At 60.6% G+C, this 16,759-nt stretch carries 17 protein-coding genes and 1 riboswitch; of the genes, 7 read left to right on the top strand and 10 right to left on the bottom strand.

All coding sequences use genetic code 11. The annotated features are described in order from the left end of the window. Window positions 1-123: 123 nt before the first annotated feature. Entirely contained in the window at window positions 124-675 is a 552-nt protein-coding gene (locus BLW22_RS27665; protein WP_065923822.1) for a cytochrome b, read from the top strand. Between the two features lie 32 nt (window positions 676-707). Continuing rightward, on the top strand, window positions 708-1,286 hold the full coding sequence (locus BLW22_RS27660; protein ID WP_027606057.1) for a YceI family protein: 579 nt from the start codon (window positions 708-710) through the stop codon (window positions 1,284-1,286). A 289-nt stretch (window positions 1,287-1,575) separates the two neighbouring features. Here BLW22_RS27660 and BLW22_RS27655 read toward each other — a convergent pair whose 3' ends face one another. From BLW22_RS27655 to ahcY, 5 genes are all read right to left on the bottom strand, one after another. After that, window positions 1,576-3,468: an RNA helicase RhlE2 gene (locus tag BLW22_RS27655; RefSeq protein WP_074847806.1), complete on the bottom strand. Its 1,893-nt coding sequence runs from the start codon at window positions 3,466-3,468 to the stop codon at window positions 1,576-1,578. Between the two features lie 221 nt (window positions 3,469-3,689). Then, entirely contained in the window at window positions 3,690-4,481 is a 792-nt protein-coding gene (locus BLW22_RS27650; RefSeq protein WP_074847804.1) for a substrate-binding periplasmic protein, read from the bottom strand. 63 nt (window positions 4,482-4,544) lie between these two features. Then, complete coding sequence (locus BLW22_RS27645; protein ID WP_065925502.1) at window positions 4,545-5,627, bottom strand: hypothetical protein; 1,083 nt, start codon at window positions 5,625-5,627, stop codon at window positions 4,545-4,547. 84 nt (window positions 5,628-5,711) lie between these two features. After that, a complete protein-coding gene (metF, locus tag BLW22_RS27640) occupies window positions 5,712-6,557 on the bottom strand; it encodes a methylenetetrahydrofolate reductase [NAD(P)H] (RefSeq protein WP_065925508.1) in 846 nt (281 codons plus the stop codon). A 172-nt stretch (window positions 6,558-6,729) separates the two neighbouring features. Continuing rightward, entirely contained in the window at window positions 6,730-8,139 is a 1,410-nt protein-coding gene (ahcY, locus tag BLW22_RS27635; RefSeq protein ID WP_053128057.1) for an adenosylhomocysteinase, read from the bottom strand. A 21-nt stretch (window positions 8,140-8,160) separates the two neighbouring features. Next, a riboswitch (S-adenosyl-L-homocysteine riboswitch) is annotated at window positions 8,161-8,267 on the bottom strand. Between the two features lie 198 nt (window positions 8,268-8,465). On the opposite strand from ahcY, the gene BLW22_RS27630 reads away from it, so the two are divergent. Together BLW22_RS27630 and BLW22_RS27625 are read left to right on the top strand one after the other, a co-directional pair. After that, window positions 8,466-8,870 (top strand): acyl-CoA thioesterase, encoded by a 405-nt coding sequence (locus BLW22_RS27630; RefSeq protein ID WP_065925501.1) that lies wholly within the window; start codon window positions 8,466-8,468, stop codon window positions 8,868-8,870. Between the two features lie 76 nt (window positions 8,871-8,946). Further along, complete coding sequence (locus tag BLW22_RS27625; RefSeq protein ID WP_065925500.1) at window positions 8,947-9,837, top strand: formate/nitrite transporter family protein; 891 nt, start codon at window positions 8,947-8,949, stop codon at window positions 9,835-9,837. A gap of 55 nt (window positions 9,838-9,892) precedes the next feature. Here BLW22_RS27625 and BLW22_RS27620 read toward each other — a convergent pair whose 3' ends face one another. Both BLW22_RS27620 and BLW22_RS27615 read right to left on the bottom strand, forming a co-directional pair. Next, the gene (locus BLW22_RS27620) at window positions 9,893-11,182 is read right to left on the bottom strand and encodes a cation:dicarboxylate symporter family transporter (protein WP_235865614.1); all 1,290 of its coding nucleotides are present in this window, start codon (window positions 11,180-11,182) and stop codon (window positions 9,893-9,895) included. Window positions 11,183-11,216: 34 nt separating this feature from the next. After that, window positions 11,217-11,630 carry a VOC family protein gene (locus BLW22_RS27615; protein WP_065925499.1) on the bottom strand — a complete coding sequence of 138 codons (414 nt, stop codon included), beginning with the start codon at window positions 11,628-11,630 and terminating at the stop codon, window positions 11,217-11,219. 93 nt (window positions 11,631-11,723) lie between these two features. Between BLW22_RS27615 and BLW22_RS27610 the strand changes: the two genes are divergently transcribed. Continuing rightward, window positions 11,724-12,611 (top strand): LysR family transcriptional regulator, encoded by an 888-nt coding sequence (locus BLW22_RS27610; RefSeq protein ID WP_065925498.1) that lies wholly within the window; start codon window positions 11,724-11,726, stop codon window positions 12,609-12,611. 20 nt (window positions 12,612-12,631) lie between these two features. Here BLW22_RS27610 and BLW22_RS27605 read toward each other — a convergent pair whose 3' ends face one another. Continuing rightward, window positions 12,632-13,867, bottom strand: a complete 1,236-nt coding sequence (locus tag BLW22_RS27605) for a cation:proton antiporter (protein WP_065925497.1) — start codon at window positions 13,865-13,867, stop codon at window positions 12,632-12,634. A gap of 189 nt (window positions 13,868-14,056) precedes the next feature. On the opposite strand from BLW22_RS27605, the gene BLW22_RS27600 reads away from it, so the two are divergent. After that, window positions 14,057-14,443, top strand: coding sequence for an MAPEG family protein (locus BLW22_RS27600; RefSeq protein WP_065925496.1), 387 nt, complete (start codon window positions 14,057-14,059; stop codon window positions 14,441-14,443). A gap of 128 nt (window positions 14,444-14,571) precedes the next feature. On the opposite strand, the gene mltA is transcribed toward BLW22_RS27600, so the two are convergent. Next, on the bottom strand, window positions 14,572-15,768 hold the full coding sequence (gene mltA / locus BLW22_RS27595; protein ID WP_074847802.1) for a murein transglycosylase A: 1,197 nt from the start codon (window positions 15,766-15,768) through the stop codon (window positions 14,572-14,574). A gap of 127 nt (window positions 15,769-15,895) precedes the next feature. Here mltA and BLW22_RS27590 point away from each other — a divergent pair, with 127 nt between their 5' ends. Then, window positions 15,896-16,345 carry a c-type cytochrome gene (locus BLW22_RS27590; protein ID WP_074847801.1) on the top strand — a complete coding sequence of 150 codons (450 nt, stop codon included), beginning with the start codon at window positions 15,896-15,898 and terminating at the stop codon, window positions 16,343-16,345. A gap of 6 nt (window positions 16,346-16,351) precedes the next feature. On the opposite strand, the gene BLW22_RS27585 is transcribed toward BLW22_RS27590, so the two are convergent. After that, complete coding sequence (locus BLW22_RS27585; RefSeq protein ID WP_065947512.1) at window positions 16,352-16,747, bottom strand: DUF1090 domain-containing protein; 396 nt, start codon at window positions 16,745-16,747, stop codon at window positions 16,352-16,354. Between the last annotated feature and the right edge of the window lie 12 nt (window positions 16,748-16,759).

Genomic DNA, 16,759 nt, shown 5'->3' with positions numbered 1-16,759 from the left:
CTTGGTTAACTTATTGTGCATACGCTCTTGATCGTATTTCTCGATATTTCAAAGCAAAATTTTCCGCTTTAATTCGATAGGTAAATCGCTAGTCTTGGGCGCAGCTCTTACGGGATTAAGTACATGCAGCTACGTAACTCACCGGCCCGTTATGGCTGGGTCAGTATGGTTTTGCACTGGGGCGTGGCCCTGGTGGTGTTCGGCCTGTTCGCCCTGGGCTTGTGGATGGTGGGCCTGGACTACTACAGCGCCTGGCGCAAGGAAGCACCGGACCTGCACAAGAGCATCGGCATCACGCTGTTCGCCATCATGCTGGTGCGTATTGTCTGGCGCCTGATCAGCCCACCGCCTCCGCCGCTGGCCAGTTACAGTCGCTTGACCCGTATCGGTGCCGCGTTCGGCCACGCGTTCCTTTATCTCGGGCTGTTTGCCGTGATGATCGCCGGTTACCTGATTTCCACCGCAGACGGTGTCGGTATCCCGGTGTTTGGCCTGTTTGAAATTCCTGCCGTGGTTTCCGGTCTACCGGACCAGGCAGACACCGCTGGCGTGGTGCACCTGTACCTCGCCTGGGTGTTGGTAGTCTTCGCCGGCTTGCACGGCGTGGCTGCGTTGAAACACCACTTTATCGATCGTGATGCGACCCTCTCGCGAATGCTGGGGCGCAAAGCCTGATGTTCAACCTCGACTCACAAGGAATAGAAAGCATGTTGAAAAAGACCCTCGCGGCTCTGGCAATCGGTACAGCGCTGCTGTCTGCAGGTCAGGTGATGGCTGCCGACTACAAGATCGACAAGGAAGGCCAGCACGCCTTCATCGACTGGAAAATCAGCCACCTGGGCTACAGCTACATCCACGGTACCTTCAAGGACTGGGATGGTACGTTCAGCTGGGATGCCGCCAAGCCTGAAGCCAGCAAAATCGCGGTCGACGTGAAAACCGCCAGCCTGTGGTCCAACCACGCCGAACGTGACAAGCACATCGCCAGCAAGGACTTCCTGGATGTCGGCAAGTTCGCCGATGCCAAGTTTGTCTCCACTGCGGTTAAATCCACCGGCGAGAAAACCGCTGATGTGACCGGCGACCTGACCTTCCACGGCGTGACCAAGCCTGTGACCTTCAAGGCCACGTTCAACGGTGAAGGCAAGGATCCATGGGGCGGCGAACGTGCCGGCTTCAACGCCAAGACCACGCTGAACCTGAACGACTTCGGCATCAAGGGCCCAGGCCCGACTTCCCAGACTGTCGACCTGGACATCTCGCTGGAAGGCGTCAAGCAGAAGTAATTTCTGTCCGCACACAAAAAACCGGATCTCAGCATCCGGTTTTTTTGTGCCTGCGTTTATTTCCTGTAGTGAGCGAGCTTGCTCGCGCTGGGGCGCGAAGCGGCCCTAATCAGATACACCATGATTCTTCTGGCAGAACACGGTGACAGGTGTTGGGGCTGCTGCGCAGCCCAGCGCGAGCAAGCTCGCTCACCACAGCAAGCTCGCTCATATCAGGGAACGTGTGGGGAGGAGATAAAAAACGCCCCGCATCTTTCGATGCGGGGCATTTTTCAAGGCGCTTTGAAACTCAGCGGTTGCGGGTCAGCAATGCCGGTTTTTCACCACGAGGACGGCCTGGCAGTTGATCCAACTGCTCGGGTGTCGGGAAGCGGTCGGCTTTCGACTCCTTGTGGATGATCTTCGGCGCCGGGCCACCGCGCGGGTTCTGCACGGCGGGCTCGGACAAACGTGGCTGGTCGTCACGGGCCGGGCGGCGGTTGTTGTTGCGCGAATCTTCGCGACGCGCCTGGCCGTCACGCGGTGCACCGTTACGCGGGCCGCTGCGCTTGGCCGGCGGGGTGCCGGTCGTGCCGCCGCTGCTGTTGCGCGGGCCGTTCTGACGACCGCCCTGAGGCTGGCCACCACGTGGAGCACCAGTGCCGGCAGCTGCGCCCGGCGCCGGAGCACCTGGACGACGGCCACGGCCTTGGGCCGGTTTGGCCTGGGGCACGTAGTCAACGCGGTTACCGAAGTTATCCACGTCGTCGTCGAGGAATTCGTCCGGGGCGCGGTCGGCTGCGGCACGTGGGGGCTGGCTCGGCTGGCGCTGTTCGCGGGCCGGGGTGCCTTCACGGGGCTTCTGCTCACGGGCCGGGCGTTCGCCACGGCCGTTGGTTGGCGCTTTTTCCTTGCCGCCCTTGTCCTTGCCCTTGTCGCGACGACCACCGCCACCACCGCCGCCGTTCGGGCCATCGCCCTTCGGACCGCGTGGGTTGCGTGGGTTACGCACGTCCGGACGTTCGCGCACTTCAGGCTTTTCGGCCTCAACGGCGCTGGCATCGAAGCCCATCAGGTCGCCATCGGCGATTTTCTGCTTGGTCATGCGTTCGATGCTTTTCAGCAGTTTCTCTTCGTCCGGGGCAACCAGGGAAATGGCTTCACCCGAACGCCCGGCACGGCCGGTACGGCCGATACGGTGCACGTAGTCCTCGTCGACGTTTGGCAGCTCGAAGTTGACCACGTGTGGCAACTGGTCGATGTCCAGGCCGCGGGCGGCGATATCGGTGGCGACCAGGATGCGCACTTCACCGGCCTTGAAGTCGGCCAGGGCCTTGGTGCGGGCGTTCTGGCTCTTGTTGCCGTGGATGGCGACGGCGGTGAGGCCGTGCTTGTCCAGGTACTCGGCCAGGCGGTTGGCGCCGTGTTTGGTGCGGGTGAACACCAGCACCTGTTCCCAGGCGCCGGCGGTGATCAGGTGCGCCAGCAATGAACGCTTGTGGCTGGCGGCCAGGCGGAATACGCGTTGCTCGATACGCTCGACCGTGGTGTTCGGCGGCGTGACTTCGATGCGTTCCGGGTTGTGCAGCAGCTTGCCGGCCAGGGCGGTGATGTCGTTGGAGAACGTTGCCGAGAACAGCAGGTTCTGACGTTTGGCCGGCAGGCGGGCGAGGACCTTCTTCACGTCATGGACAAAGCCCATGTCGAGCATGCGGTCGGCTTCGTCCAGCACGAGGATTTCCACGTGGGACAAATCAACGCTGCCTTGGCCGCACAGGTCGAGCAAACGACCGGGGCACGCCACCAGCACGTCAACACCACGGGACATGGCCTGAACCTGTGGGTTCATGCCGACGCCGCCGAAGATGCAGGCGCTGACGAACTTCAGGTCGCGGGCATACAGCTTGAAGCTGTCGTGCACCTGGGCGGCGAGTTCGCGGGTAGGGGTCAGGACCAGTACGCGCGGTTGGCGCGGGCCGTGACGCTGGGATTTGTCCGGATGACCGTTGGGGAACAACCGCTCCAGAATCGGGAGGGCGAAGCCGCCGGTTTTACCCGTACCTGTCTGAGCCGCAACCATCAGGTCGCGACCTTGCAACACGGCGGGAATAGCCCGCTGTTGCACCGGAGTAGGCTCGGTATAGCCCGCTGCCTCGATGGCGCGGACTAAAGCCTCGGAGAGACCGAGGGAAGCAAAGGACATGAGTAATCCTGTTTTAGTTAGGGCTTGGCCCAGAGGGATAATCTTGCCGGGCGCGAATGGCGCTTAGGGGAGCGCAATCCCGTCCGGTCCTGCTGCGTCTGGCGGGCACTCCACCGGCTCGCGCGGGCTGAAAGCTGCGCAGTAGCGGGGTTGGGTGCCTTTTTCAGGACCTCAGCGGCCGGGCGTAAGCCTGGCGGAAAGGCCGGAGTATAACAGAGCAATCACTGTGCGCCGCTTTCCTGCTGCTCAACGGTGTGTCCGGACGCTGTTTTGGCTTGGGTTCCACCATATTTGGCGCTTAAGACGGCGTAGGCCGGCTCCTGTTTGAAACGCTTGAGTTCGGCGGCAAAGCGTTGCACCAGCAGGTCCATCCCCGCGCCACGGCGTACGGCGAGGTACTGCTGCTGGCGGCTGACCACGACGGGGGCCTGGCTGACCTTGCCTTCCAGGCCCAGGGCCTTGATCACATGCTGGCCGACCCGGCGGTCGGTGATCAGCAGGTCGATGCGTCCCAACAGCAATTTACCGAAGTTGGCCTCGTGGCTGGGGGCCGGCTCGCGGCTGAACCGGGTGGAGTCGCTGAATGGCGCGCCGTACAGATAGCCTGGCGACGTGCCGACAGTGAGGCCGTCCAGCTCGTCGAGGCCTTGGACCGGGTGAGGGCGTGCGTTGGCGTAGAACATCACGAATTCCACTTCCGACAACGGTTCGCTGGGGTACAGCAGCAGTGCGTCGCGTTCGTGGCTGTGGAAAATATCCAGTGCGCCATCGGCATGGCCCTGATCGAGCATGGCCAGGCAGCGCTTCCAGGGCAGGAACTGCCATTGCACATCGACCCCCAGGCGCTGGAACACGATCACCGTGGTTTCGTAGTCCAGCCCGCGCATGGCGCCGTGTTCCTCATACACGTAAGGCGCCCAGGGCTCGGTGACAATGCGCAATTTCTCGCCATAAGCGGCCAGGCTCAAGCAAGTAAAAAGCGCAACGGTCAACAGCTTCAGAATGACGGGCATGCCCCGAGGTTACGACGCCCGTGCGCTAAAGAGAAGCGCTGGCACACCCATCTGCGGGCGACGCTATTTTGTCGGTGAGGTCATCAGGTGTTCATAGATGGCTGCACGTCGCTCGCCCAGAATCAGGCGCACCACTGGGTTGGCGAACCAATGTTCGAGCTGGTGCGCATCGACCGGGCTTTTTTGCCGCTCTTCCTGATTCTGCAGGGCCTTTTCCCACCAAATCGGGCCACAGGCCTGGTCGAATTCATTTTCGTGCTCGTAGCAGCCGTAGAGGATTTCGCGGATGAACTGCTGCTTGCGTTTGGGCAAGGCCAGGGTGATCAGCTTGTACATCAAGCGTTGCAGTCGGGGCGGGCGGGGCAGGTGGGCAGACACATTGCGGGTGTCGGCCAGGGCTTTGGCGCAGATAGGGTCTGCGGCGTGCTTGGTGACCCACGCCTTGACCTTGGCCCGGAACAACTGCTTGCGGCTCCAGTAGTGGTGGATCAGGTCGGGGCACTGGCGCACATTGAGCGTACGGTAAGCGGCCACCGACAGGCAGAACTCTTCCAGGGTGTAGGCACCGTGGGCCATCGGGAACAGCTCGTCCATCAACTCGATCGAGCGATCAAGGATGTGCGCATCTTGCCGGGTCAGGCCCATGACGCCGGAGTTGAGCAGCCACATGTCGTCGTCGGCCAGGCCTTTGTCTGCAAGGTGCCTGGCCAGTGCTTCATACAGCACGCTTTCGCGGTTGTCGCCGTACTTGGCGTGGAAGGCATTGCACAGCACGGTGTCGGGCGCGACACGTTCGAACAGCGCCATGGGCGAGTCGTGAAAAAAGGTGTCGGTGTCGATCAACAGCGCCCGTTCCGCTGTTTCCAGCACCTGGCGCAACAGCACGTGCTTGGTGCGGAAATGGTAGCCGTGGGGCTCGCTCCAGCGTTTGCGCGTGGCGTCGTCCAGGGTGTGAACCTGTACCGGCAAGCCGCGATAGGGGGCCGGATTGTCGCTGAACACCTGGATGTCCAATGGCATGTCCTGGGGGCCGCCCAGGTGGGCCAGGGCACTGGCGATGCTGAATACGGCTTCCTGATGATAGGTCTCGGCGCCGAATACCAGGTACACCAGTTGCGGGCGGGGAGTCGGGGACGCTGTATTCATGTACTGCAGGCTTCCTTTCCAGGGGGTATGTAGACGAAAAAAGCCCCCGTGATAACGAGGGCTGGGTACAGCGATTAAACCGGCCTAGCGTGGCAGTTTAAGGTTGTTCCAGATCGCGAGGCTTGGTTCAGCCTGGTTCAGGGTATAGAAGTGCAGGCCTGGCGCGCCACCTTGCAACAATTCTTCACACATATTGCTGATCACCTGTTCGCCGAACGCCTGGATGCTCTTGACGTCGTCGCCATAGGCTTCCAGTTGCTTGCGCACCCAACGTGGGATTTCAGCACCGCAGGCGTCGGAGAAGCGCGCCAGCTTGCTGTAGTTGGTGATCGGCATGATGCCCGGCACGATCGGGATGTTCACGCCCATGGCGCGTACACGCTCGACGAAGTAGAAATAGCTGTCGGCGTTGAAGAAGTACTGGGTGATCGCACTATTGGCGCCGGCGTTGGCCTTGCGCACGAAGTTCTGCAGATCGTCTTCGAAATTACGCGCCTGGGGGTGCATCTCCGGGTAGGCGGCCACTTCGATATGGAAGTGATCGCCGCTTTCTTCGCGAATGAAGCTCACCAGGTCATTGGCGTAGCGCAGCTCACCGCTGGCCATGCCCATGCCGGACGGCAAGTCGCCACGCAGGGCAACGATGCGCTTGATGCCGGCGGCCTTGTATTGGGTCAGCAGGCCGCGCAGGTCGGCCTTGCTGTCGCCCACGCAGGACAAATGCGGAGCGGCGGGAATTTTGACTTCGCTTTCAAGCTGCAACACGGTGTTGATCGTACGATCACGCGTCGAACCGCCGGCGCCGTAGGTGCAGGAGAAGAAGTCGGGGTTGTAGCTGGCCAACTGCTTGGCAGTCGCCATCAGTTTTTCATGCCCAGCATCGGTCTTGGTGGGGAAGAACTCGAAGCTGTAGCGACGGTCTTGGGACATGGTCATACCCTTTGAAACTCAGAAGCCGACTGTGCAACCCATCTGCACTGTAGGAGCGAGCTTGCTCGCGAAGAACGTCAACGATAACGCGTAGAAACAGGATGTACGCGGTGTCCTTGAGTTTTTCGCGAGCAAGCTCGCTCCCACAGGTAGAGCAGGTTGGGCTGATTACTTAGTAGCGGTAAGCGTGCGGCTTGAACGGACCTTCGACGGTCACGCCGATGTAGTCGGCCTGGGTCTTGGTCAGCTGAGTTACCACGCCACCGAAGCCGCGGACCATTTCCAGGGCCACTTCTTCGTCGAGTTTCTTCGGCAGTACTTCCACGGTCAGGCGCTCGGCTTTCTGGGCTGGCGACAGGTCGGCGTATTTCTGGCCGAACAGGAAGATCTGGGCCAGTACCTGGTTGGCGAACGAGCCGTCCATGATGCGGCTTGGGTGGCCGGTGGCGTTGCCCAGGTTAACCAGGCGGCCTTCGGCCAGCAGGATCAGGTAGTCGTCGTTCTGTGGGTCGAAAGCGCCAGCGCCGGTACGGTGAACCTTGTGTACCTGCGGCTTCACTTCTTCCCACGCCCAGTTCTTGCGCATGAAAGCGGTGTCGATCTCGTTGTCGAAGTGACCGATGTTGCACACCACGGCGCGCTTCTTCAGGGCCTTGAGCATGTTGGCATCGCAGACGTTGACGTTACCGGTGGTGGTCACGATCAGGTCGATCTTGCCCAGCAGGGCCTTGTCGATGCTGGCTTCGGTGCCGTCATTGACGCCATCGATGAACGGCGAAACCACTTCGAAACCGTCCATGCAGGCTTGCATGGCGCAGATCGGGTCGACTTCGGAGACTTTGACGATCATGCCTTCCTGGCGCAGGGATTGGGAAGAACCCTTGCCCACGTCGCCGTAGCCGATCACCAGGGCTTGCTTGCCCGACAGCAGGTGGTCGGTGCCGCGCTTGATGGCATCGTTCAGGCTGTGACGGCAGCCGTACTTGTTGTCGTTCTTGCTCTTGGTCACCGAGTCGTTGACGTTGATGGCCGGGATTTTCAGCTCGCCCTTGGCCAGCATGTCCAGCAGGCGGTGCACGCCGGTGGTGGTTTCTTCGGTCACGCCGTGGACGCGGTCGAGGATCTGTGGGTACTTCTTGTGCAGCAGCTCGGTCAGGTCGCCGCCGTCGTCGAGGATCATGTTGGCATCCCAAGGCGCGCCATCTTTAAGGATGGTTTGCTCCAGGCACCACTCGTACTCTTCTTCGGTCTCGCCTTTCCAGGCGAATACCGGGATACCGGCAGCGGCGATGGCGGCAGCGGCCTGGTCTTGCGTCGAGAAGATGTTGCAGGACGACCAACGCACTTCGGCACCCAGGGCAACCAGGGTTTCGATCAGCACGGCAGTCTGGATGGTCATGTGGATGCAGCCGAGAATCTTCGCGCCCTTGAGCGGTTGCTCAGCGGCATACTTGCGACGCAGGCCCATCAGGGCTGGCATTTCGGATTCGGCGATAAAGGTTTCGCGACGGCCCCAGGCAGCGAGGGACATGTCGGCGACTTTGTAGTCGTTGAAATCTGCAGGCGTAATTACAGCGCTCATTAAGAGCCTCCATTCGTAGTGTGCGAATGGGCGCCGTTGTGCGTTTAGTATCAGGCCAGGGCAACCAGGCCGGACAACGCCCCATCCGAGCCTGACAGGTTGAACCTGCTGCAGCGCCCCTCGGACAGGTGGCGGGAGAAACGGTATCAACTGAAGATGACCGTTTTGAAGCGGGGCGATTATAGCCGTGTACGCGGCACTTCCCAAGCCTTTCTGTCGGCCATATGAAGATCGCACATGGGGTTGATAGGCAATGGCGCATAGAGCTTGGGGGCGGGCTCTGCCATGATGTTGCCCATCATTCGGCAAGACGCTTTGGAGTGACCATGAACTTCCACACCCGCAAATGGGTAAAACCTGAAGACCTCAACCCCAACGGCACCCTGTTCGGTGGCAGCCTGCTGCGCTGGATCGACGAAGAAGCGGCCATCTATGCCATCGTCCAACTGGGCAACCAGCGCGTGGTGACCAAGTACATCTCCGAAATCAACTTTGTCAGCGCCTCGCGCCAGGGCGACATCATCGAACTCGGGATCACTGCTACCGAGTTTGGCCGCACCTCCATCACCCTGACCTGTGAAGTGCGCAACAAGATCACCCGCAAAAGCATCCTCACCGTGGAAAAAATGGTCTTCGTCAACCTTGGCGAGGACGGTTTGCCCGCACCTCATGGGCGCACCGAGATCAAGTACGTCAAGGACCAGTTCCAGGAAGATGGCATCCGCGAGTAAACCTGCGCCGGGCCAGTGAACGCTCTTGATCAACCATAGGTCGTACCTGAACATCGCCCCCCGTTCAGGTACCACCATGGCCACGCAAGAAGACGGCAAGACCCCGAACCTGTCCCAGGAAGAGCAGCAGGACGTCGACAAGAACCAGCCGCCCCGCGCGGCGGTGCTGCATGAAATTATCCGCACCCAGGGCGATCAGGAGTTGGAGCGCAGCGTCGCCGCCTTGTGGTGGTCGGCATTGGCAGCCGGCCTGACCATGGGCCTGTCATTGATGGCCATGGGGCTGCTCAATTCACGCCTTCCGGACGGAGAGGCCTTCAAGGTGATCGCCAGCTTCGGCTACTGCGCAGGCTTTCTCGCGGTGATCCTGGCGCGCCAGCAACTGTTCACCGAAAACACCCTGACCGCCGTGCTGCCGGTGATGAGCAAGCCAACCCTGGCAAATGCCGGGCGCCTGTTGCGGCTGTGGTCGGTGGTGCTGGTGGGCAACCTCTGCGGCACGCTGTTGGTGGCGTATGTGATGCTGCATCTGCCGATCTTCGACACCAAGACCGACCTGGCCTTCCTCGAAATCGGGCGCAAGATCATGGAAAACGACGCCAGCCAGATGTTCGCCAAGGGCATCGTCTCCGGCTGGATGATCGCCACCATGGTGTGGATGATCCCGTCGATGGAAAGCGCCAAGATGTGGATCATCATTCTGATCACCTACCTGATGGCCCTGGGGGATTTCACCCATATCGTGGTGGGTTCGGCGGAAGTGTCGTACCTGGTGTTTGCCGGCGAGCTGCCGTGGAAGGATTTCTGGCTGGTGTTTGCCGGCCCCACACTGGCCGGCAATATCATCGGTGGCAGCTTTATCTTTGCGTTGATCAGTCATGCGCAGATTCGCAGCGAAAGCAAGGCACCTTCTGCTACTCACTCCGGCGCACGGGAGCAGCTTTCCCAGAGTAAGAAAAAGGCCTGATCTCGCCCCGCAAAGACTCAAACGGGTTCTTTGCGAGGCACCTGGACCAGGACTTTCAGACTTTGAGCGACGCGCTGGCAGACTCGGTGGCAATTGTGCGGTCAGGTGCATTCAGCCGACCCTCCCACCGGGCAATAACCAATGGCGCCAGCGCGTTGCCCAGCACATTCAATGCTGTGACCGGCATATCCATCAGGCGATACACGCCTGCAATGATCGCCACTCCTTCCACGGGCAGACCCGCGGCGGTCAAGGTCGCGGTAAGGATGATAAACATGAAGCCCGGTACGCCCGCCGCGCCCTTTGATGTCAACACCATGATCAATACCAGCATTCCCTGATCAGCCAGGCTCAAGTCAATGCCATACGCCTGGGCGATGAACAACGTGCCCAACGCAGCAAAAAGCGAAGCGCCATCCAGGTTGAACGAGTAGCCCAGCGGGATAACCATGCTGGTAATAGGGCGCGGGGCGCCGTAGCGCTCCATTTTTTCGATCAATTGAGGCATGACTGTTGCTGACGCAGCGCTGCTATAGGCCAGCAATAATTCACTGCGTATCTCCCGCACCAAGTGGAAAAAGCCGACCCCCGCCAATCGTGCAACTGCTCCCAATACGCACAATGCAAATAACAGCACTGCGACATAAGTCGTGCCGATCAGTTTGGCCAGCGGCAGCAAGGCACTGAGGCCAAAGCTGGCGACGGTGACTGCGATCAGCCCGAAAATGCCGATTGGTGAGTAATGCATGACCAGATGGGTGACTTTGAACATGGTGTCGGAGATGGCCTGCATCACACCGATCAGGGGGGCCTTGCGCTGCTCGGGCAGCATAGACAAGGCGCAGCCGAACAGGATGGCGAAAAACAGCACGGAGAGCAGCTTGCCCTGCGACATGGCCAAGACGATGTTATCCGGCACAATCGCCAATAGCGTTTGCCCCAGATTCTGCGTTTTGCCGTAGGCGGCCAGTTCTGTTACTGGCGTCTGCAACGTACTGCCAAATTCGGCACCTGAGCCGGGCTCGACGACGTTTCCAACGATCAGACCAAAGACGATTGCAACACTGGTGATCGTGAAGAAGTAAACGAAGGTCTTCACGCCGACGCGTCCCAAGGCGGCAGGATTTCCCATGCCGGCAATGCCGACTGTCATGCAAGCGAAGACCAGAGGCACGACGATCATCTTCATCAGCTTGATAAACAAGTCGCCTGCCGGTTGCAGCAGATTGTCGATGAACCAGATCTTGTGTTCGGGAAACTGGTTGAGAAGGATGCCGACGATTATCCCGGCGGCCAGACCGATCATGATACGGGTGACAAGGCTGGATGGTTTTTTGGTGGTCATGTGGGTGCCCCTTATTGTTGTAGATATCAGGGATTTATTGAGCGAACAGCCCGGCGAAGTCCTTGAACCCTTTCACCTCGATGGGGTTGCCGCTGGGGTCAAGGAAAAACATCGTGCGTTGCTCGCCTGGCTCGCCAGCGAAGCGGATCACGGGCGGAATCTCGAAACATGTGCCCAGGTGGGCAAGCCGTTCGGCAAGCGTCAACCATTCCTCAAGCGGTAACACCACGCCGAGATGCGGCATCAGGACATGATGCTCACCGACCAGCCCGGTACGCGTGGTGGGAAACGGCGTCCCCAGGTGCAGTGAAAGCTGGTTCCCGAAAAAATCGAAGTCGATCCAGGTCTCGCTGCTACGGCCTTCCGTGCAGCCCAAAACATCTCGATAAAAAATGCGCGCCTGATTTAGGTCGTAAACATGATATGCAGCGTGGAAAGGTCTGTTCATGGGAGGGATCTCTGTGTGGGAGAGCCCTCAAATTAAACAGGCCGTGTACCCGGGTAAAACGGGTTCGCCTTGGTCTGAGCGAAAGGAAAACTTATGGATGTTCGATTCCTGAGAAGTCTGGTCGCCGTCATTGAAGCCGGCTCCATTGCAGCGGCCGCGCGACGTGAAAACCGTACCGCAGCGGCGATCAGCCAGCGGGTCAAGGCGCTTGAGCGGACGCTGGGGTGCACGCTGCTTATGCGCACTGCGCATGCCGCGTGGCCCTCGGACCAATGCCTATTGTTGTTACCAAAAATTCAAGCAGTCATTGAGCAGGCGCGCGAGTTGCAGGAGGACCTGAGCCAGGATGGCTTGTCGGGAGAGATCAAGATCGGTGCCATTTCGACGGCATTGACCGGCGTCTTGCCGGGGGCGATAGAGCGACTGGCGTTGTCGGCACCTGGGCTGAGGCTGAAGATCACACCGGGAGACTCCAGAAGCCTCTATGAGAGATTGCTGGCCCAGGAGCTGGACGCGGCGATTCTTGTCAGGCCACCCTTTCAGCCACCCAAGGCTTTGGCGACGACCTTGTTGCGGGCTGAACCTCTGATTCTGATTGCCCCCGCTGAGTGGGGCACGCAAACGTTAGAAGCATTGCTGCGCGAGCGATCATTCATTCGCTACGACGCTCGCTCGTGGGGTGGGCAGATTGCCCAGCGTTTCCTCGATGAACAGTCCTTTGATCCGCAGGTGTTGTGTGAGCTGGATGCCTTGGAAACCATCGTCATGTTGGTCGCCCAAGGCATGGGTGTATCACTGGTACCGCAGTGGGCAGGGATGTCTCGCAATGGCCTGTGTGTCTTGCCGGTCGACGACGCGCCGCGCTATGCGCGGGATCTGGTCGTCATGCATAGCTCGACGCCGCGCCGCCCACTGGCGATGCGGCACTTGCTTGAACACCTGTGCAATTGCAGTGCACCCGTAGGCAAACGTGTGGTGTAGCGAGGTAAATCCTCACCGCTTCACTGAGGCTCGGCTACGCGCTTTACGACTCGGCCAATGGTCAAGCCCTGCACCAGGATCGACGACAGCACCACGATGTAGGTGATGCTCAGCAGCAGATCGCGCTCCGGGCCCAGCGGCAGGGCCAGCGCTAGAGCCACCGAGACCCCGCCGCGCAGGCCGCCCCAGGTCAGGATACGGATGGTGCCGCGCGGCACCGTACGCCAGCGGCGCAGCAACAGGATCGCCGGCGCCACGGTCAGCAGGCGCGACAGCAGGATCGCCACCGCCAGCAAACCGGCCGCGAACACGTGCAGCCAGTTGAACGGCAACAGCAGCAGCTCCATGCCGATCAGCGCAAACAGCAGCGCGTTGAGCATGTCGTCCAGCAATTCCCAGAAGCCGTCCAGGTAGCGCCGGGTCATGTCGTTCATCGCCAGCTTGCGTCCCAGGTTGCCGATGATCAGCCCGGCCACCACCATCGCGATCGGTGCGGAGACGTGCAGTTCGGTGGCCATCGCCGAGCCGCCGATGACCAGGGCGAGGGTCAGCATCACTTCGATCTGGTGCTGTTCGATGCTCTTGATCATCAGGTACACCAGATAGCCGATCAGCCCGCCGAAGACCACGCCGCCAATTGCCTCATGGGCGAACAGCAAGGCCGTGGCGCCCACGGTAGGCGTCTCGCCCAACTGCGCGATGCCCAGCAATACGGTAAACACCACCACCGCCGTGCCGTCGTTGAACAGGCTCTCGCCCACAATCGTGGTCTTCAGCGGTTTCGACGCATTGGCGGTTCGCAGCACGCCCAGTACCGCAATGGGGTCGGTGGGCGAGATCAGTGCGCCGAACAACAGGCAGTACAGGAAGCTCACGTGCCAGCCAAACAGGGCGAAGATGTAATACGCCAGGCTGCCGATCACCACGGTGGCGATCAACACACCGAAGGTTGCCAGCAGGCCGATGGGCCAGCGGTAGCTGCGCAGGTCGTTCAAGTTGACGTGCAAGGCGCCGGCGAACAGCAGGAACGACAGCATCCAGTTCATCAGCAGGTCGCCGAAGTCGATCTGGCCGATCAATTGCTGGATGCGCTCCTCAAGGCCTGGGTAGCCGAGCAGGCTCAGGCCTTGCAGGATCAGGGAGAACAGCAGGGCCGTGACCATCACGCCGATGGTGGGCGGCAGGCCGATAAAGCGGAAGTTCACATAGGTGAGCAGGGTAGTGAGGCAAATGAAGGCGGCGACAAGTTCAAGCATCCGGGGTCCTTGGAAGGTGGGGGGTTGTTAGTGGGGGATGGACCGCAGTGGCGGCGTGAGGTTGCAAGGTCTTGGGTGAAAGTGCGGTAGAACCTTTCGGTAGCGCGCGGCTCATAGCGGTTAGGTGCGATATTGAGTTTTTAGTGCTAGAACTCTAATCGCTGCATAAAACGACAAAAGGACTGAGTGATGACGGCTGCTTTCTGGTGTGTGTTGATCGCGATTTTTCTGCCTTACCTGTGCACGGGCGTGGCCAAGTTCAGTGGCGGCAAGTTCGGGCCGCGGCAGAACCACGACCCGCGTGCTTTCCTGGATACCCTTGAAGGGTTTGCCAAGCGCGCCCACAGTGCGCAGCTCAACAGCTTTGAAGTGACGCCCGCATTTGCCGCCGCGGTGATTATCGCCCACCTGGCCGGCACGGCCGAACTGGTGACCATCAATGTGCTGGCCGTGCTGTTTATCACCAGCCGCCTGCTGTACATCATTTGCTACCTCGCCGACTGGGCGATACTGCGCTCGCTGGTGTGGGCGGTGGGCATGGTGTTGATTGCGAGCTTCTTCTTCGTGTCGATCTGAACCGGTTTCTGTAGGAGCGAGCTTGCTCGCGAAGAACGAACAGACGACGCGGGCTGCCAGAAAGCGCTGCGTTATCGTTGACGTTTTTCGCGAGCAAGCTCGCTCCTACGGTGTGTTTTCGGCGAGTGTCAGGTTCCGGTGGGTACATCCGGCACCTGCGGCAACGCCGCGCCCTTGGGCCATAGCATCCAGATCTGCCCTTGCTGCTTCATATTTCCCGCCAGCTCTCCGGCAGCGTCACCCGTGCCCCAGAACAAATCCGCGCGCACTTCTCCGGTGATTGCACCGCCGGTGTCCTGCGCGGCGACGGGGCGTGCCAATGGCGAGCCGTCGGGCTTGGTAGTCGACAGCCACAACAGGCTGCCCAACGGAATCACCTTGCGATCCACTGCTACGCTGTAGCCAGCGGTCAACGGCACATTCAGCGAACCGCGCGGGCCTTCATTACTGTCGGGGCGAGCGCTGAAGAAGACGTAGCTGGGGTTGCTCGCCAGCAGTTCCGGGATGCGCTCCGGGTGCGCCTTGGCCCAAGCGCTGATGGCGCCCATGGTCACGTCTTCTTTCTTCAACTCGCCTTGCTCCACCAGCCAACGGCCGATAGGGCGATAGGGGTAGCCGTTCTGGTCGCCGTAACCGACGCGCAGCTGGCGCCCGTCCTTGAGTTGAATGCGCCCCGAGCCCTGGATCTGCAGGAATTGCAGGTCCATCGGGTTGGTCAGCCAGGCAATCGGCTTGGCGGTGGAGCCTTGACCGTTGATGGCGCTGGCATCGTCATAGGGTTTGAGCACGCGGCCTTCGAGGCGGCCGCGCAGGCGCTTGCCCTTGAGCTCCGGGTAGATGCTTTCCAGATTGACGGTGATCAGGTCATCCGGCACGCCATACACGGGTACGTGAGCGGCGGCGGTCTTGGTCAGGCTGCCGGGGTAGACCGGTTCGTAGTAGCCGGTGATCAAGCCGTTGGGGGTGTTGTCAGCCGAACGCAGGCCGAACACATCCAGGCGCTCCTTGAGAAAACCGCGCACCGCCACGGCATCGGCTGGCACGGGACCCGCTGCTGCGCAGGTGGCCCCCCATATAGGGTCGGCCTTGAGGCGTTGGCAGGCGCTGCGCCAGGATTCGAAGCCGGCCAGCAGGTCGCTGTCGGACACGGCGGGCAACGCCTCCCAGGGAGCGCTTACATAGGTGGCGACGGCGTGGGGCTTGGCAGCTTCTTCTTTAGCCGTGTCTTTACCGCTGTCCTTGCCCGCGTCACAGCCTGCCAGCAGTGCAATCATCGGCAGAGCCCATGCCAGGCGGCGGCTCCAGTGTTTCAATGTGAGATTCATACAAACGGTTCCTGAAGCGATTGCCCGCGCCGTAGCGCCTGTGGGCAACCCTTATTATTAATAGGGCTATTGGTCTTTACGGGCAGGGCGAGGATACTGGCCGCCGTTTCCCGTGACCTGAGCCACCATGACTTTTAAAAAAATTACGCTTGTGCTGTTGGCCTGCCTGGCACTGTCCGCCTGCGGCGGCGTCGATCCGAATTCGCCCCTGGGCCAGCGCAAGGCGATCTTCAAGCAAATGCTCAAGACCGCTGAAGACCTGGGCGGCATGTTGCGCGGGCGCATTGCCTTCGATGGCGCGAAATTCGCCGAAGGCGCGGTCAAGCTCGATGCGTTGTCCCATGAACCGTGGAAACATTTTCCGAGCGTACGCGAAGAGGATCACACCAGCGCCAAGGACGACGTGTGGCAAAAACAGGCGCAGTTCCAGCAACTGGCCCGCGATCTGGAAGCGGCCACCGGTGAGTTGGTGAGCGCCAGCCAGGTGCAGCCCTACAAGGCCAGCAACCTTACGCCTGCCGTACAGAAAGTCGAAGATGCCTGCAGTGCCTGCCATAAACAATTTCGCGACCACTGACCGGTTTTACTGGTCGAGTTCTTCCACGGCGTCCTGCAGTTCCTTGCGTGACTCGGCGAGCTTGTCCTTGCGCTTGTTGATCTTGTCCGCGTCGCCTTTTTTCATCGCCTTGTCGAGGTCGGCCTGACGGCGGCTGACGTCGTGCTTGGCGTCGAGTACCTTGTTTTCGCGCTCCTTCCTCAAGGCGGCATCCGTGCAGTTGGCGGTGACTTCGCTCAGGGCTTTTTCCAGGCCGGCTTGCTGGTCGCTGTTGCCGTGGGCCTTGGCTTGTTCGATCTGGGTGCTGATGGCCTGGCGCTTGGCGGCGCAGCCGGTGAGTGGGGTGGCTTCTTCGGCGGCCAGCAGTGGCGTAGTCATGAAGCTTGCGACGGTCAGCAGGGCAAAAGGGGCGAGGAATTTCATGTGGAGCTCCGG

This window comes from Pseudomonas marginalis, assembly GCF_900105325.1.
Classification (GTDB): Bacteria; Pseudomonadota; Gammaproteobacteria; order Pseudomonadales; family Pseudomonadaceae; genus Aquipseudomonas; species Aquipseudomonas marginalis.
The sequence above is the reverse complement of the archived record's forward strand: the minus strand, read 5'-3'. Positions and strand labels throughout refer to the sequence as shown.

Excerpts from the sequence above, each read along its gene's own strand:
- BLW22_RS27665 (WP_065923822.1), top strand. The coding sequence starts at position 124 with ATGCAGCTACGTAACTCACCGGCCCGTTATGGCTGGGTCAGTATGGTT.
- BLW22_RS27660 (WP_027606057.1), top strand. The coding sequence starts at position 708 with ATGTTGAAAAAGACCCTCGCGGCTCTGGCAATCGGTACAGCGCTGCTG.
- BLW22_RS27655 (WP_074847806.1), bottom strand. The coding sequence starts at position 3,468 with ATGTCCTTTGCTTCCCTCGGTCTCTCCGAGGCTTTAGTCCGCGCCATC.
- BLW22_RS27650 (WP_074847804.1), bottom strand. The coding sequence starts at position 4,481 with ATGCCCGTCATTCTGAAGCTGTTGACCGTTGCGCTTTTTACTTGCTTG.
- BLW22_RS27645 (WP_065925502.1), bottom strand. The coding sequence starts at position 5,627 with ATGAATACAGCGTCCCCGACTCCCCGCCCGCAACTGGTGTACCTGGTA.
- metF (WP_065925508.1), bottom strand. The coding sequence starts at position 6,557 with ATGTCCCAAGACCGTCGCTACAGCTTCGAGTTCTTCCCCACCAAGACC.
- ahcY (WP_053128057.1), bottom strand. The coding sequence starts at position 8,139 with ATGAGCGCTGTAATTACGCCTGCAGATTTCAACGACTACAAAGTCGCC.
- BLW22_RS27630 (WP_065925501.1), top strand. The coding sequence starts at position 8,466 with ATGAACTTCCACACCCGCAAATGGGTAAAACCTGAAGACCTCAACCCC.
- BLW22_RS27625 (WP_065925500.1), top strand. The coding sequence starts at position 8,947 with ATGGCCACGCAAGAAGACGGCAAGACCCCGAACCTGTCCCAGGAAGAG.
- BLW22_RS27620 (WP_235865614.1), bottom strand. The coding sequence starts at position 11,182 with ATGACCACCAAAAAACCATCCAGCCTTGTCACCCGTATCATGATCGGT.
- BLW22_RS27615 (WP_065925499.1), bottom strand. The coding sequence starts at position 11,630 with ATGAACAGACCTTTCCACGCTGCATATCATGTTTACGACCTAAATCAG.
- BLW22_RS27610 (WP_065925498.1), top strand. The coding sequence starts at position 11,724 with ATGGATGTTCGATTCCTGAGAAGTCTGGTCGCCGTCATTGAAGCCGGC.
- BLW22_RS27605 (WP_065925497.1), bottom strand. The coding sequence starts at position 13,867 with ATGCTTGAACTTGTCGCCGCCTTCATTTGCCTCACTACCCTGCTCACC.
- BLW22_RS27600 (WP_065925496.1), top strand. The coding sequence starts at position 14,057 with ATGACGGCTGCTTTCTGGTGTGTGTTGATCGCGATTTTTCTGCCTTAC.
- mltA (WP_074847802.1), bottom strand. The coding sequence starts at position 15,768 with ATGAATCTCACATTGAAACACTGGAGCCGCCGCCTGGCATGGGCTCTG.
- BLW22_RS27590 (WP_074847801.1), top strand. The coding sequence starts at position 15,896 with ATGACTTTTAAAAAAATTACGCTTGTGCTGTTGGCCTGCCTGGCACTG.
- BLW22_RS27585 (WP_065947512.1), bottom strand. The coding sequence starts at position 16,747 with ATGAAATTCCTCGCCCCTTTTGCCCTGCTGACCGTCGCAAGCTTCATG.